Origin of the sequence: Hymenobacter montanus (assembly GCF_014699115.1) — a bacterium.
Lineage (GTDB): Bacteria > Bacteroidota > Bacteroidia > Cytophagales > Hymenobacteraceae > Hymenobacter > Hymenobacter montanus.
On record NZ_JACXAD010000005.1, the window covers coordinates 102,530 to 118,237 of the forward strand.

General features: G+C 64.4%; 15 protein-coding genes. 14 read left to right on the top strand and 1 reads right to left on the bottom strand.

Features of this window, described 5'->3' with window-relative positions; all coding sequences use genetic code 11:
* Window positions 1–100 precede the first annotated feature (100 nt).
* The 14 genes from IC235_RS05895 to IC235_RS05960 all read left to right on the top strand — a co-directional run bounded on the left by IC235_RS05895 (window position 101) and on the right by IC235_RS05960 (window position 15,017).
* Window positions 101–1,237: a thiolase family protein gene (locus IC235_RS05895; protein WP_191004237.1), complete on the top strand. Its 1,137-nt coding sequence runs from the start codon at window positions 101–103 to the stop codon at window positions 1,235–1,237.
* A 51-nt stretch (window positions 1,238–1,288) separates the two neighbouring features.
* Window positions 1,289–2,542, top strand: coding sequence for a beta-ketoacyl-ACP synthase II (gene fabF, locus IC235_RS05900; protein WP_223847102.1), 1,254 nt, complete (start codon window positions 1,289–1,291; stop codon window positions 2,540–2,542).
* 132 nt (window positions 2,543–2,674) lie between these two features.
* The gene (locus IC235_RS05905; protein ID WP_191004238.1) at window positions 2,675–3,541 is read left to right on the top strand and encodes a helix-turn-helix transcriptional regulator; all 867 of its coding nucleotides are present in this window, start codon (window positions 2,675–2,677) and stop codon (window positions 3,539–3,541) included.
* 81 nt (window positions 3,542–3,622) lie between these two features.
* Complete coding sequence (locus IC235_RS05910; RefSeq protein ID WP_191004239.1) at window positions 3,623–4,159, top strand: YbhB/YbcL family Raf kinase inhibitor-like protein; 537 nt, start codon at window positions 3,623–3,625, stop codon at window positions 4,157–4,159.
* 185 nt (window positions 4,160–4,344) lie between these two features.
* Window positions 4,345–4,722 (top strand): nuclear transport factor 2 family protein, encoded by a 378-nt coding sequence (locus IC235_RS05915; RefSeq protein ID WP_191004240.1) that lies wholly within the window; start codon window positions 4,345–4,347, stop codon window positions 4,720–4,722.
* 66 nt (window positions 4,723–4,788) lie between these two features.
* Complete coding sequence (locus IC235_RS05920) at window positions 4,789–6,312, top strand: aminotransferase-like domain-containing protein (protein WP_191004241.1); 1,524 nt, start codon at window positions 4,789–4,791, stop codon at window positions 6,310–6,312.
* 12 nt (window positions 6,313–6,324) lie between these two features.
* Window positions 6,325–6,873, top strand: coding sequence for a DinB family protein (locus tag IC235_RS05925; RefSeq protein WP_191004242.1), 549 nt, complete (start codon window positions 6,325–6,327; stop codon window positions 6,871–6,873).
* The gene (locus tag IC235_RS05930; protein ID WP_191004243.1) at window positions 6,870–8,432 is read left to right on the top strand and encodes an amino acid permease; all 1,563 of its coding nucleotides are present in this window, start codon (window positions 6,870–6,872) and stop codon (window positions 8,430–8,432) included. Before IC235_RS05925 ends, IC235_RS05930 begins: the two co-directional genes overlap by 4 nt.
* A gap of 52 nt (window positions 8,433–8,484) precedes the next feature.
* Complete coding sequence (locus IC235_RS05935; RefSeq protein WP_191004244.1) at window positions 8,485–9,342, top strand: alpha/beta hydrolase; 858 nt, start codon at window positions 8,485–8,487, stop codon at window positions 9,340–9,342.
* Between the two features lie 205 nt (window positions 9,343–9,547).
* Window positions 9,548–10,549, top strand: a complete 1,002-nt coding sequence (locus IC235_RS05940) for an EamA family transporter (RefSeq protein ID WP_191004245.1) — start codon at window positions 9,548–9,550, stop codon at window positions 10,547–10,549.
* A gap of 110 nt (window positions 10,550–10,659) precedes the next feature.
* A complete protein-coding gene (locus IC235_RS22760) occupies window positions 10,660–11,781 on the top strand; it encodes a GNAT family N-acetyltransferase (protein WP_191004246.1) in 1,122 nt (373 codons plus the stop codon).
* A 40-nt stretch (window positions 11,782–11,821) separates the two neighbouring features.
* Window positions 11,822–12,346 (top strand): DinB family protein, encoded by a 525-nt coding sequence (locus IC235_RS05950; protein WP_191004247.1) that lies wholly within the window; start codon window positions 11,822–11,824, stop codon window positions 12,344–12,346.
* Window positions 12,347–12,655: 309 nt separating this feature from the next.
* Window positions 12,656–13,636 (top strand): ketopantoate reductase family protein, encoded by a 981-nt coding sequence (locus IC235_RS05955; RefSeq protein ID WP_191004248.1) that lies wholly within the window; start codon window positions 12,656–12,658, stop codon window positions 13,634–13,636.
* Window positions 13,637–13,829: 193 nt separating this feature from the next.
* Window positions 13,830–15,017, top strand: a complete 1,188-nt coding sequence (locus IC235_RS05960; protein WP_223847114.1) for a DUF1624 domain-containing protein — start codon at window positions 13,830–13,832, stop codon at window positions 15,015–15,017.
* A gap of 390 nt (window positions 15,018–15,407) precedes the next feature.
* Here IC235_RS05960 and IC235_RS05965 read toward each other — a convergent pair whose 3' ends face one another.
* Window positions 15,408–15,665 (bottom strand): hypothetical protein, encoded by a 258-nt coding sequence (locus IC235_RS05965; RefSeq protein ID WP_191004250.1) that lies wholly within the window; start codon window positions 15,663–15,665, stop codon window positions 15,408–15,410.
* Window positions 15,666–15,708 lie beyond the last annotated feature (43 nt).

The window sequence follows — 15,708 nt, forward strand, 5'->3', positions numbered from 1 at the left end:
TTACCCAGTAATATACCAATCGGTATAATAATGCAGCTTCTTTGCTAACGCCCTAATAAGAACTTCCTCAATTCTCACCCCCTTCAACTCCCCATTGCTCATGGATGCTTACCTGCTGGATTTTGCCCGCACCCCCTTTCAATTTGCTCGCAAAGGGTCTTTCGCGACCTTGCCGCCGGCCGAGCTGGCCGCGCAGCTGGTCCGCGGGTTGCTGGCCCGCCAGGCCTTCGACCCCGCCGAGCTGGAAGACGTGCTGCTGGGCTGCGCCTACCCAGAAGGTGAGCAGGGCGACAACCTGGCCCGTATCGTGGCGTTGCTGGCCGGGCTGCCCGAGCACGTTGCGGGGGCTACCATTAACCGCTTCTGCGGCTCCTCGATGACGAGCATTCACGCGGCGGCGGGCAGCATTGCCACCGGCGCGGGCGAGGTATTTTTGTGCCTGGGTGTGGAGTCGATGACCAAGGTACCGCAGGGCGGCCTCCACCCCTCGTCCAGCCCTGCTTTGCAGCAATTGCGGCCGGAAGCGTACACTGCCTTGGGCATTACGGCCGAGAACGTGGCCCAGCGGTATGGCATCAGCCGGGAGGCCCAGGAACAATTTGCCACCGCTAGCCAGGCCAAGGCAGCTACTGCGTTGGCCTCCGGGGCCTTAGCCGACGAGCTAGTTCCGGTACAGCTGCCCGATGGTACTATCGTGACCCAAGACGGCTGCCTGCGCCCGGCCACGTCGCTGGAAGGCCTGGCGGCCCTGAAGCCAGCGTTTGCCCCCGACGGGACGGTGACAGCCGGTACGTCGTCGCCGCTGACGGATGGCGCGGCGGCCGTGCTGGTGGTCAGCGAGGCTTTTTTGCGGCGGCACAACCTCACGCCCCTGGCGCAGCTGCGGGCCGTGGCGGTGGCGGGCGTGGCCCCGGAGGTCATGGGGCTGGGCCCGGTGCCGGCCACGGGCAAGGCGCTAACCCGGGCGGGGCTGCGCCTGGCGGACATCGACGTAGTGGAACTCAACGAGGCGTTTGCGGCCCAGGCGCTGGCCTGCCAGCAGGAGCTGGGCATCGCGGCGGATAAGCTGAACCTGGACGGGGGCGCCATCGCGCTGGGGCACCCTCTGGGGGCTACGGGGGCCCGCATCACGGGCAAGGCCGCCAGCTTGCTCGGGCGCACCGGGGGCCGCTACGCGCTGGCGACGCAGTGCATTGGGGGCGGGCAGGGCATTGCTACCGTGCTCGAACGCTGCTAGGGTCCGACCCCGACCTGCGGGCTTTTCCGATCATCTTTTGCCTCTTTTACCATGCCTGAATTGAAACGCGTAGTCATCACCGGAGTGGGGGCCGTGACGCCCCTCGGCAACACCGCCGCGGCCTTTGGCCGGGCCCTGGTGGCGGGCGTCAGCGGCGCGGCGCCCATCACCCACTTCGACGCGGCCAAGTTTAAAACGCGCTTCGCCTGCGAAGTCAAGGGCTTCGACCCGCTCGACTTCTTCGAGCGCAGCGAGGTGCGCAAGTACGACCCTTTCACCCAGTACGCCCTGGCCGCGACCGAGGAAGCCGTGCGGCACGCCCAACTGGATTTTGCCCGGTTGAACCGCGACCGCATCGGCGTCGTCTGGGGCTCCGGCATCGGGGGGCTGTTCACCCTGCAGGAGCAAATCACGGAGTTTGCCCGGGGCGATGGAACGCCCCGCTTTAATCCGTTCTTCATCAGCAAGATGATTGTGGACATCGCCGCCGGCGTCATTTCCATCAAGTATGGCCTGCGGGGCTTGAACTACGCCACAGTGTCGGCCTGCGCCACGTCCACGACGGCGCTGATTGACGCCTTTAACTACCTGCGCTTAGGCAAGGCCGACATCCTGATTTCCGGCGGCTCGGAAGCGGCCGTGAACCAGACGGCCGTGGGGGGCTTCAACGCCTCGCGGGCCCTGTCGACCCGCAACGACGAGCCCGCCGGGGCCTCCCGGCCGTTCGACGTGAGCCGGGATGGCTTTGTGTTGGGCGAAGGCGCGGGGGCGCTCGTGCTGGAGGAGTACGAGCACGCCCTCCGGCGCGGCGCACCCATCCTGGCCGAAGTCGTGGGCGGGGGCCTGGCCGCTGACGCCTACCACCTCACCGGCACCCACCCCGAGGGCGCAGGTGCCTACCTGGGCATGCGAGCCGCCTTGGACGACGCCGGCCTGCGGCCGGAGCAGATCGACTACCTCAACGCGCACGCCACCTCCACGCCGCTGGGCGACACGAGCGAGCTGCGGGCCGTGCGGCGCCTGTTCGGGCCAGCGTCGGAGCTGCGCATCAGCGCCACCAAATCCATGACGGGCCACCTGCTGGGCGCGGCAGGGGCAATTGAGGCCATTGCCTGCGTGCAGGCCGTGCGCGACGACGTCATTCCGCCCACCATCAACACCACAACGGTTGAGCCGGAGTTCTCGCAGGGCCTGCACCTGACGCTGAACCGCGCCGAGCACCGGCGCGTGGACTACGCGCTGAGCAACACATTCGGCTTTGGCGGGCACGTGGCCTGCCTGATCGTGAAGAAATATCCGGCTTAGCTGCCTTGGTCGCGGCACCACTTGGTTTCGCGACCAGTTGAGAACAGATACCTTGCCGGGGACCACCTGCGGCGCTGCGGGGTAAGCTTATCACCGGCTATCAGTATAAAATCAACCTTCTCATGCTGTCTTATGCATCACATTCCCGATGAGCTGACCCGGCCGATTGGCAAGCCAGGCGACGTGGGGCTGGTTGCGTACCGCAACCCCGACGCGGCGCCCGACCGGAGCCCGGTCACGCTTACGCGCCACGTGCTGAGCCTGGTGGAAGCGGGCGAAAAGCGCGTGTACCGGACCGGCCAGGTGCTGTGCATTCCGGCCGGCGACGTGGTGCTGCTGTCGGCGGGGCGCTGCCTGATGAGCGAGCGACGACCGGCCGGGGAAGCCTATCGCAGCACCTTGCTGTTCTTCGACAATGCGCACCTGCAAGCCTTTTTGAGCCGCTACGCCGCCCGCCTGACTTATCCGCGGGCACCGGCGGGGGAGCCGCGGCGCGAGGCATTCAGCTTCGGCAGCACCGGGTTTTTCCGGCACTACTACGCGGCCCTAGCGGGGTGGGCCGCTGATGGGCAACCCGGCGGCGACGCGATGCTCCGGTTGAAAATTGATGAGCTGTTACTTTACCTGGCCACGACGTTGCCGGGGGCGTTTGGGCAGTTCGTCGCTGGTGTTGCGCGGGGCCCGGCGGTGGTTTTCCACCAGGTAGTGGAGAACCCGGCCACGCAGGGTCTGTCGCTGGCGGAGCTGGCTTTTTTGTGCCACATGAGCCTGGCCACGTTCAAGCGCCGGTTTCGGGCGGCGTACGGCACCAGTCCGGAGCGCTGGCGGCAGCAGCGGCGCTTGCAGCAGGCGGCCCAGTTGCTGGAGCAGCCCGGCACCCGGCCCAGCGACGTGTTCGAGGCGGTGGGCTACGAAAGCCTGTCCAGCTTCAGCCACGCCTTCAAGCAGATCTTCGGCTACACGCCCAGCCAGTACCAGCACCAGCAAATGCGCGTTTAGCCACACTTTTTGAGCGTTTCGCGACAGCTGCACGGCTTGGGAGCCGGATACTTTTGGGTCGTTCAATCTCTCATTTTAACCATGAAGCGCTTCTCTTTTTTGCTCGGCCTGGGCCTGCTGGCCGCGGGCGGCCACGCCCAGACTTTCACCCTGAAAAGCAGCGAGCTGGGCGGGCAAGCCACAGCCCGCCAGTTTCTCAACGGCAACGGCTGCTCGGGCGGCAACGTCTCGCCGCAGCTCTCCTGGGAGCACGCGCCCAAGGGCACCCAAAGCTTTGCCGTGACGATGTACGACAAGGACGCGCCGACCGGCAGCGGCTGGTGGCACTGGGTGGTGTTCAACATTCCGCCTTCGACTACGGAGCTGAAGGCCGGGGCCGGTGAGGTAGCCAAGGCCCTGGCCCCCGCCGGGTGCGTGCAGAGCGTCACCGACTTTGGCAAACCGGGCTACGGGGGCCCCTGCCCGCCGCCCGGGCCTCCCCATCAGTACCTAATCACTGTCTACGCCCTGAACACCAAACTAGATTTAGACAAAACCGCCACCCCGGCGCTGGTGGGCTTCTACCTGGGGCAGGCGGCCCTGGCGCAGGCGTCGCTGGTCGTGTACGGGAAGCGGTAAGGGCCCGGCGCAGCCCCAACTGTGCTGGTTGCCAACGCCGAAAAGTGCACCTGTTTTGGTGCGCCGGGACCGCGGACTTTTGTCGGAGTAATCAGCGGTTCTCCGCGGGCATCCATTCCGAATGTATTAGCCTTCCGGGGCCCTGATACTCCTAACAGCAACCTCACCCTACTCCTTCTCATCCGATGACGCCACAAGAAGCCTCTGCATTTGCCCACGACTGGGTTGCCAGCTGGAATGCCCACGACCTGGACCGCATCATGGAACACTACGCCGACGAGCTGGACTTTCGCAGTCCCATTATCCAGCAGCTCGGCGCGGACCCGACCGGTGTCATCCGCTTGAAAACGGAGCTGCGGGCCTATTTCGCGGATGCCCTGGGCCGTTACCCCACCCTGCGCTTTGAGCTGGAGCAGGTGCTGCCCGGCGTGGACTCGCTCGTGCTCTACTACCAAAGCATCAATCAGCTGCAGGCCGCCGAATACATGGAGCTCGACCCCGCCGGCCGCGTACGGGGGGTGCGGGCTCACTACACCCGAGCCACCCCACCAAGCGCGAATTAGTAACTCGCGGGAGCCTGGGCCGCCCCGGCGCCCCAAGCCCGGTAACCCTTTTATCATGTCGCTACTATGCACCCTGCCCTGACCGTTGCGGTCCCTGCCCATAAGTATCAGTTGGTGGCCAACCACCTCGAGGCGCAGATTCGGGGCGGGGTGCTGCGCGTGGGCGACAAGCTGCCTTCCGTGCGGGTGCTGAGCCGGGAGCAGGGGTTGAGCGTGAGCACGATTCTCCAGGCCTACTACGAGCTGGAAGTGCACGGGCTGGTGGAGGTGCGGCCCCAGTCGGGCTATTACGTGTGCCGACCCCACCGCCGGCCACCAGCGCTGCCCACGCCCACCCAGCCCGCGGCGCAGCCCCCCGGGACCCCGGCTTTCAGCGAGACCGAAGACCTGATTGCCGAGTATTACGAACAGATTGCCGACCCGCACCTGCTGCGCCTGTCGCTCTCCCTGCCCGACCCGTCGTTGCTGCCCGTGGCCAAGCTCGCCCAAGCCCTGCGACAGGCCCTGCTCCAACTGCCCCAGGCCGGCACGCCGTACGAGCCGGTACAGGGGAATCTGCTGCTGCGCCAGCAGGTTGCGCGCTACAGCGTGCTCTGGGGCGGGCAGCTCAGCGAGCAGGACCTGCTTACCACCGAGGGGTGCATGGCTGCCATGGCGCTGTGCCTGCTGGCCCTGACCAAGCCCGGCGACACGCTGGCCGTGGAAAGCCCGACCTACTTCGGGGTGCTGCAGCTGGCCCGGACCCTGGGCCTGCGGGTGCTGGAACTGCCGACCCACCCGGAAACGGGCGTCGAGCTGGATACCCTGGCCGGGCACCTGGCGGCGGGCCGGGTGCAAGTCTGCCTGCTGGTAACCAACTTCAACAACCCCATGGGCAGTTGCATGCCCGAGGCCCACAAGTGCCGGCTGGTGCAGTTACTGGAGCAATACCAGGTGCCGCTCATCGAGGATGACCTGTACGGTGACTTATACTTCGGGGCGCAGCGCCCCAAGCCCTGCAAGGCCTTCGACACCACCGGGCTGGTGCTATGGTGCGGCTCGGTGAGCAAGACGCTGGCGCCCGGCTACCGCGTGGGCTGGGTAGCGCCGGGGCGCTACCTGGAGCAGCTCAAGCGCCTGAAGCTCTACCAGCAGGTAGCCTCGCCCGGACTCACGCACCAGGCCATCGGCCACCTGCTGGCCACCGGCCGCTATGAGCTGCACCTGCGGCGCCTGCGGCGCTTTCTGCTCGGCAACTACCGGCGCTACGCCCAGGTTATCGAGCAGCACTTTCCCGCCACCAAGGTCAGCCGGCCCCAGGGGGGCTTTCTGCTGTGGGTCGAGTTGCCGGCGCACGTCAACACCACCGACTTATTCCGCCGCGCCGCCGCGGCGGGCATCAGTCTCGCGCCCGGCCGCATGTTTACCCTGCACGAGCAGTACCAGAACTGCTTCCGGCTCAGCTACGGCCTACCATTCAGCGAAGCGGTAGAAGCGGGCTTAGTGCGGCTGGCCGGCCTCGTGCGGGATGCTATCGGACCAGCCGCCGACCTAGCGCGGCCGGAGCTCCCTTCTGCCCCCGAGAACCCGGATTTTTCGTCGACTCCCTAACCCCACCACCTCATGGAACAACTCAAATGGTTTGCGCGCGATTTTACTCATTCCGCCGACCCGCGCCTGCTACCGTCGCTGCTGGAGCGGCTGCTGGGCACCCCGGCCCGGCTGGAAGAGAAGCTGGCCGCCATCGCCCCGCCGTGGCTGACCGCGCGCGTCGCAGGCACGTGGACCATCCAGGAGAACGTGGGCCACCTCGCCGACCTCGAGCCCCTCTGGCTAGGCCGGCTGGAGGACATTGTGGCCGGCGAGGCCGAGTTGCGCCCCGCTGATTTGAATAACCAAGCTACGACCCAGGCCAATCATAACGCTACTTCCCTGCCCGAGCTGCTGCAGCGCTTCCGGCAGCAGCGGACGCACACGGTACGCCGGCTCAGCGAGCTGGATGCAGAAGTGCTCGACCGGTCGGCGCTCCACCCCCGCATGCGGACGCCCATGCGACCGGTGGACCTGTTCCTGTTCGTGGCCGAGCACGACGACCACCATTTGGCCCGCATCAGCGAGCTGGCCCGGCAGTTAGCGTTGGCCTCCCCTACCCCCTTCTCTTCGCAGCCATGAGAAACCTCTTTGCTACCAAACCCCTGGCCGTGCTCCTGGGCGAGGCCAACGCTTCGGGCCACGGCGCGCTCAAGCGCACGCTGGGCGCAGGGAATCTCACGGCGCTGGGCGTGGGCGCCATTATTGGGTCGGGCTTGTTTATCCGGACGGCGAACGCCGTCTCCCAGGCTTCGGGCCCGGGCGTTACCCTCGCCTTCGTACTGGCTGCCCTGGGCTGCGTGTTTGCCGGCCTGTGCTACGCCGAGTTCGCGGCCATGATTCCCATCGCGGGCTCGGCCTATACCTACGCCTACACCACCATGGGCGAGTTTGTGGCCTGGGTGATTGGCTGGGCCCTGATTATGGAATACGCCCTGGGCGCGGCCACCGTGAGCATCGGCTGGAGCGAGTACCTGAGCAAGCTGCTGGAGGCCTTCGGGGTGCACCTGCCCTACCGCCTGTGCCACTCCCCGCTGGAAAGCGCCGTGTTGAACGGAGTAACGGAGCACGGGCTGCTGAACCTGCCGGCCGTGTTGGTAGTGGTAGCCCTGAGCTTGCTGCTGGTAAAAGGCACCCGCGAATCGGCGGTGTTCAACTCCCTCATGGTGGTGGTGAAAGTAGCCGTCGTTCTGCTCTTCATTGGCGTGGGCTGGCAGTTCATCAACCCCGCCAACCACACGCCCTACCTGATTCCTGCCGATGCGGCGCCGGTGAAGAATGCGGCGGGCGCGGTGGTGCGCGAGTACTCGGCCTGGAACAAGCACGGGCTGGGCGGCATCCTGGGCGGAGCGGCCATCGTGTTCTTTGCGTTCATCGGCTTTGATGCGGTGAGCACCGCGGCCCAGGAAGCCAAGAACCCCAAGCGCGACATGCCCATCAGCATCCTGGGCTCGCTGGCTATTTGCACGGTGCTGTACGTGCTGTTCGGCCACGTGCTGACGGGCGTGGCCAACTGGCGCGAGTTTGCGGACCCCTCGCTCGGGGCGGAGGCGAGCGTGGCTTACGCCATCCGGGCGCACATGCCCGGCTACGGCTGGCTGGCCACCGCCGTGACGCTGGCCATCCTGCTGGGCTTCTCGTCGGTGGTGCTGGTGATGCTGATGGGGCAAAGCCGGGTGTTCTTCTCCATGGCCAAGGACGGTCTGATGCCCCAGGCGTTTGCCGAGCTGCACCCCCGCTACCGCACCCCGTACAAATCCAATCTCATGCTCATGGTTTTTGTGGGCTTGTTTGCCGCCTTTGTGCCCGGCTCGCTGGCCGGTGATTTAACGTCTTTTGGCACGCTGCTGGCCTTCGTGCTGGTGAGCGTGGGCGTGTGGCTGATGCGGCGCTCGCACCCCGCGCAGCCACGGCCGTTTCGGGCCCCGCTGTCGTCCCCCCGATTGCCGCTGGTGCCTGTTCTGGGCGCCCTGCTCTGCACCTCGCTCATTATGGCCCTCGATGCCTTCACCCTACAAGTGGCCGGGACCTGGATGGTGCTGGGCTTCGGAGTCTATTTCCTGTATGGTCGCCGCAATTCCAAGCTGCAGCAGGGCATTGTGGTGGTTCCCACGCCACTGGCCGAGCCGGCCAACGGGTAGCCTTGCCGATTTCCGCCCCACTTTTTAGCCAGCCCCTGGCGGCTGCCCTCCTATGCCCAAAGCCCTTCCCCTGGCCCTGCACGGGCTCCACTTCTTCTATCGCTTTCTCAGTCCCGGGCTGCCGGGACTGGCGGTGCGGCTGATGTGGCAGACCTTCCGGCCCCGCCGCCGGCCGCTGCGGGCCGAGCAGTCTCAGCTTCTGGCTGGCGCAGAGCTATTTTCGTTTACCAGTGCGGGTGCCCTCACCAGCAAGACCATCCGGTTGCAAGGCTACCGCTGGGGCACGGGCCCACGCACCGTGCTGCTGGTCCACGGCTGGGAGGGCAACCCGGCCGATTTCCGGGAGCTGGTGCCCGGGCTGCTGCGTCAGGGCTACGCCGTTGCCGCGTTCGACCTGCCGGCGCACGGCCGCTCCGAAGGTGCCGAAACCAACCTGGTGGAGATGAAGCAAGCCTTGGTGGACTATACCCACTTCGCGGGTCAGCCCTACGCCGTGGTGGCCCACTCCCTGGGGGGCACGGCAGCGGCGCTGCTGCTACAGGACGCCGCGGCCCCGGTGGAGAAATTTGTGTTTGTGGCCAGCCCCTTGTCGGCCCCGGACGCCTTTGAGATGGTCTTTACCCAGCTGCAGGTGCCCCAGTCCGTGCGCCGGCGCTTTTATCAGCGCCTGGCCCGGCACCTGAGGCAGCCCGTGGAAGATATTGCCTTTGCCCCCGTGGAGCGGTTAAGGGCTCACCGCCTGCTGGCTGTGTATGACGCCACCGACGAACGAGTGGTATTTGAGCGGGTGCAGCTCTACCTGGCGGCAAATGCAGCCATCGAGCCGCTCGTGGTCAGCGGAGTAGGCCACAACCGCCTGTTGCGGCACGCGCCCGTGGTGCAGCGCATCACCGACTTTATCGAGGCCTGAACGGCTGACTGGCCGCCCAAACTAGTCCGCCGGGAATTACTCACGCCCACCACCGCTACCGCTGCAGCACCTTCTCCCCGCCCGGGCTGGTCCGCCGGAAATCAACAGTTGCGCAGAGCTTATCGACCGGCTGCGGCCTTCCCGCCCGAACTGGTCTGCCGGAAATACCGGCGCTTGCTTTTAACATCTTCCTACTGAATCGCCCATGCCCGCCACTGCCGATGTCCCTCTTCGCCGAAGCGGCCCCCTCGCGCCCCACCCCGGCGCGGGTAGGCCGACGCCCGGTGCCATCGGGCTGGCCTTTGCCGCCATCTACCTGATATGGGGGTCGACGTACTTTTCGGCGCTGGTAGCACTGGAAACGCTGCCCCCGTATCTGATGATGGCCACGCGGCTGGTGGTGGCGGGCTCCCTGCTGGCGGGCCTGTCCCGTTGGCGCAGCCCTACGGCCTCGCTGCGGGCCGGCTGGTCCCGCAACGCGCTGAGCGGCATCCTGATTCTGGGGCTGGGCAGTAGCTCCACGGTGTGGGCCGAGCAGTTCCTACCCAGCAGCCTGGCGGCCATTCTGGCCACCACGGTGCCCCTGTGGCTGGCGGTGCTCGACTGGCCCCGGTGGGCCCGCTACCGGCACGAGAAATTGCGGCTGCTCGGGCTGCTATTCGGCGGGCTGGGAGTGGTCGCATTGTTTGGGGAGCAGCTGGCGGCGCCCACGCCGGCGGTGCCCATTACCGGGTACTGGCTGGCCGTGGGCGCCGTCCTGGCCGGCAGCCTGTGCACAGCTGGCGGGTCGCTGCTGGCCCGCTACCAGGCGGCGCCGGGGCCACCCCTGCCGAATGCGGCGGTCCAACTGCTGGCCGCCGGGCTGTTCTGCGGGGTGGTCAGCGCCGTAGCGGGCGAATGGACGCCCTTTTCGCTGGCTCAGGTCAGCCGCCGCAGCGCCTGGGCGGTGGCCTACCTGGTCGTCTTTGGCTCGGGGGTCGCTTACCTGGCCTACTTGTGGCTGCTGCGGGTCCGCCCGCCGGCCGTGGTGGGCACCTATGCCTACGTTAACCCCGTGATGGCCGTGCTGCTGGGCGCCGGGCTAGCCCACGAGGCCATCACCGTGCAGCAGGTGCTGGCCCTGGTGGTGATACTGATTGGGGTGTGGCTCATCAACCGTCCGTCGGCCGGCCCCAGCCCGGCTCCGGCGGAGCGCAACACCAGTTGAATCAGCTGCTCGGTAGCTTCTAAGGGGTGCTTCTGCACCATTGCTGTTCTTGCCGAAACTTCTCCTGCTTCCGAAGGTGACTATTTCCTTATCTCTTCATTCCCTTCCCCATGGCCCCCGATTACCTCAGCAGCGTTAAAAAACAGTTCGAGTACTACAAGCTGCTCGGCGATAAAACGTTGGTCCAGCTGCCCGACGAAGCCTTATTCTGGCAGTACAACGCCGAAAGCAACAGCATCGCCATCATCGTGCAGCACCTGTGGGGCAACATGCTCTCCCGCTGGACCGATTTCCTGACTGCTGACGGCGAAAAGGAGTGGCGTAATCGGGACGCCGAATTTGAACCGGGAATGCTGACCCGAGCTGAACTGCTGGCGAAGTGGGAGGCCGGCTGGGCCTGCTTGTTTGCTGCCATTGATTCCATCACGGAGGCAAACCAAGACACCACCGTGTACATCCGCAACCAGGGGCACACCGTTACCGAGGCCCTCAACCGGCAGCTGGCGCATTACCCGTACCACGTGGGCCAAATCGTCTTCATCGGCAAGATGGCGCTCGATGCCCACTGGAACTCGCTCTCCATTCCCCGCGGCAACTCGCAGGAGTATAACGCGGAGAAGTTTGCCCAGCCCAAACGGAAGAGGCACTTCACGGCGGAATATCTGCCGGGCAATACATCCGCCCGCGGTACCGGGGCCGACGCCCTAGGGGGCCCGGGGGTAGCTGGTGAAAAGCACGCCGGGCGCGAAGCTCCGACAGCTCAACAGGTACGCATTCTGCCCTACCAGCCGCAGTACGCGGCTGATTTCAAGCGCCTGAACGTGGCCTGGATTGAGCAAGAGTTTGTGCTGGAAGCAGCCGACCTGAAGATGCTGGACCACCCGGAGGAGTACGTGCTGCAGCCGGGCGGCCACATTCTGCTCGCGGAGTACCAGGGGCAGATTGTGGGCGTTTGTGCCCTGGTCCGCCGGGATGGGGACACGCTGGAGTTAGCGAAAATGGCCGTGTCCCCATCGGCCCAGGGACAGGGGATTGGCCAGCGCCTGGTCGAAGCGGCCCTTGATACGGCCCGGCACCTGGGCGCGCGGCGAGTGTACCTGGAAAGCAACACCAAGCTCACGGCGGCCATCCGGCTCTACGATAAGCTGGGCTTCCAAAAGGTTGAGCCCAACCATCCCTCGCCATATGAGCGGGTCAACATCCACATGGAACTGCTCCTCGCTGCCGGGTAGCTCAACGCGCCCCTTAACTTGCGACAACCTGCTAACGCGAATGGAAATCCAAACAATTGCCTCTTTTCTGGACTACCGGGCGAAAATCGGCCAGCGCACCGACCGCTTGGTGGACTTGGTGCCCCCCGACCAGCTGGAATGGAGCTGCCGGCCCGGCGGCTTCAGTATCGGCGACACCATTCGCCACCTCGCGGCCATCGAACGGTACCTGTACGCCGAAATTGTGGCTGGTCGGCCAAGTGCATACGCGGGCTGCGGCCGGAACCTCGCCGACGGGCCCGTACAGGTGCGGAGCTTCTACCAACGCTTGCGCGCAGAGTCCACCGCCATTTTCAGCGGCCTTACCGATGGCGACCTGAACCGAAAGTGCCGGACTCCCGGCAATGGGCAGATTACCCTGTGGAAATGGCTCCGGGCCCTGCTCGAGCATGAGATTCACCACCGGGGGCAGCTATACGTGTACCTGGGGCTGCTGGACGTACCGACCCCGCCCATTTTCGGTCTTACCTCCGAGGAAGTAATCGGGTTGAGCGGCCCCGGCCAGCAGGGCCTCACCACGACCTGATTTAGAGCGTTTTTCGCATAGGAGGAAGGAATTAAAAATTAAAAATGAAGAATTAAAAGTTTGACCAGCCGATTTTTAATTCTTCATTTTTAATTTTTAATTCCTAAAAAACGCACGGACTGGAGAACCGCTCTAGATGTTTTGCCCGGCTGCCGGGGCTACCGCAGGCTAAGTATCCGGTTAGGTGTTAGCCTATCTTAGTAGCAGCGGGGAGAGAGAATTACGGCCCCAGCCCGGTTGAGAGCACCGGCTCGGGCCTCCCCGCTTTCCCAAGGGGTTTTCTTGTTTTCAATTTCCAGGCAATTTTCTATGCATTCTCCGGGTAAAACAACCGAGCTCGCCGTCGTTGGACTAGGGGGCGTCGGCGGCTATTTTGGCTTCAAACTGGCGCAGCACTATGCCGGCTCGGCCGCGGTCCGGGTTACGTTCGTCGCCCGAGGGGCCACTCACGCCGCCGTTCGCACGCACGGGCTGACGCTGCTCTCGCCCGAGCATTCGGATTCCGTGGCCTATCCGGCGCGGGTGCTGGAAACCGTGGCCGACCTGGGTCAGGCCGACTTGGTGCTGCTATGCGTCAAGGAGTACGACCTGGCGGACCTCTGCCGCCAGTTGCACCCGGTGCTGCCCGCCGGCACGGTGGTGTTGCCCCTGATGAACGGGGTGGACATCTACGAGCGCCTCTGCCGTCAGCTGCCGCACACGATTGTCTTGCCGGCCTGCGTGTACGTGGCTTCCCACCTCAAGGAAAAAGGGGTCGTGGAGCACCGGGGCAATCCGGGCAACATTGTCGTCGGCCCAGCCCCCCGGCATCCTTCATTCGACCCCCGCCCGCGGTTGCGCTACCTGACCGACGCGGGCATTGCTTTGGAGTACCAGGCCGATGCCTTTCCCGCCATCTGGACCAAGTTTTTCTTCATTGCCAGTTTCGGCCTGGTGTCGGCCCGCTACAACCAATCCATCGGCCAGATTCTCGAAGCACCTGCCTTGCACGCCCGGGCCCGGCACCTGATGCAGGAAATCGAGGCCATTGCCCGCGCCAAAGGCATTGCGCTGCCGGCGGACATCATCGAGCGTACTTTCCAAAAAGCCGCGACCTTCCCGTACCATACACCCACTTCCCTGCAGCTGGACGTACACGCGGGCAAGCCCCGCACCGAGCTGGACCTGTTTGCCGGTGCCATCCTCACGTACGGAAAATCTCTGGGTTTGCCAGTGCCGGAAACCGGGGCGATATACCGTGAGATTCAGGCCCTGACAACCGATGGGCAACCGCAGCCTCCGGCTATTTGAGGCAAGCAGGGGCAAACGGGCGGGATTATGCGAAATTTTAGAGATCTGGCGGTTAGCCATTCACCTCCCCCGCAAGCAAAAAATATAGCCCGAGGCGAAGGCTGAGTAAGGCGGCCGGGCTCATCCCTACTTATTTTGTATTTTGCCGGGGCAACGTCTGCCATTACGTATCCCCTACAGTCCTACCTTGTTGATGCTCCTCAGCCCTGCTCCTCCATTAGCTCTTACCCGGGCAGCTACGCCCCGCGTCCAGGCCATTGATGTTGTGCGGGGCCTGGCGATGGTGATAATGGCCCTCGACCATATCCGCGAGTTTTGGAGCCCCACGCTCGTGCGGCCCGAAGACGTGGCCCACGCCTCGGCGCTGCTATTTCTCACGCGCTGGGTAACGCATTTCTGCGCCCCCGCCTTCGTGTTTTTATCGGGCAGCAGCATCTACCTCTACGAGCAAAAGCAGCAAAGCCGGGCGGCTGTCAGCCGCTTCTTGCTCACGCGCGGGACGTGGCTGGTGCTGCTGGAAGTAGCGCTTTTCACCTTTATCCTGAGCTGGAGCTATAGCATGATACTGCTCCTGGTTATCTGGGTTATTGGAGCGAGTATGCTGCTGCTGGCCGGCCTACGCTGGCTGCCCCGCGGGCTGCTGGTAGGGTTGGCGGTTGTCATCCTGGCCGGGCATAATTTATTGCCTGCTATTCAGCCGGTCACGGCCGCTAATGCCGGGTGGGCGCTGTTACACAACGGGCCGTTTGTGCTGCCGGTGCCGGGGCTGCCGCCGCTGTTAGTGGGGTATTCGCTCGGGCCGTGGCTGGGAGTGATGCTGGCTGGCTACCTGGTGGGGCCGTGGTTTAAGCTGCCCCTGCCCCAGCGGACGCTGCGGCTACGCAGGGCCGGCGCGGGGCTACTAGGGCTGTTTGGGGTGCTTCGCGCTACCAACTGGTACGGCGACCCTTCTCCCTGGAGCGGGCAGCCGCAGGGCCTGCTGCACACCGCCCTGTCCTTCATCAACGTAACCAAATCCCCGCCCTCTCTGCTCTTTTTGTGCCTCACCATCGGATTGGCACTGCTGCTGCTCAGCCAGGTAGAAACCGCCAACGGCTGGCTCAGCCAGGCCCTGCGCACCTTTGGGCAGGTACCGTTCTTTTATTACCTGCTGCACTTTTCGCTCGTTAGCGGTTCGGCCTGGGTCTGGACGACGCTGACGTTTGGCGAGGCGGTGAACTTCGCCTTTGTCCCGGCCAGCGCGTGGCCGCCCGCCTACGCTCCCAGCTTGGGGCGGGCCTATCTCGTGTGGGCGATAGTGGTGCTAGCCCTGTACTGGCCATGCCGCTGGTACCAGCGTTTCAAACAGCAACACACTTACTGGTGGTTGTCTTACCTATAAATCTTTGAAGGTGATTCATTCACGGCTGGGCTTCTTGGGTAGAGCCGTCTTGGTTTCTTGATTGCCCAAACAGGAACAATCTTGGTTAGAAGGCGGCTACCAATACTACCTGTCTGGCCCACCCGGCTTTCTAAACAGGATGTTCCCACTTACACCTGGCCAACTCCGTCACGTTTACAGAGTCTGCTTCCACCAATCCTATCGACCTGATCGAGGCCTGGGTAGGACGCAGGTGCGACGAGCAAGGTCAGCCATGGCAACCCCAATCGCCAAGGTGCAAAGGAACCCACGCCTCGGGACGTAATAAGGGTTTATTCCTTGCGCTATTGGCTGGATAGCGGTAGTGACTTGCCGATGTACTTCGACCAAGGCAGCGGAAGCCGTCACCCCCTAAAAAACTACGCCACTAGCAAAAATCCCTAAGTGGGTTAAGGCAATAGTCGGCGGCTTAGTGGTCTGGGTCAGCTTTTGTAAGCGGGCCATCACCTCGGCGGTAGGCAGGGGTTCCGCTACTGCCAGGGAAAGGTGAGGAACCGATCCCAGGCTACGAATACTATCCGAGATACCTGCCTGCGCGAGTTGGTGCCATAGGTGACGCACGGCCTCCTCGGCGGCACTATCGAAGTATAATTCGATTGCTCTCATCATCTTGCAGAGGGGGCAGTAGGTCAGGAGTGAGCTGAGACAACTC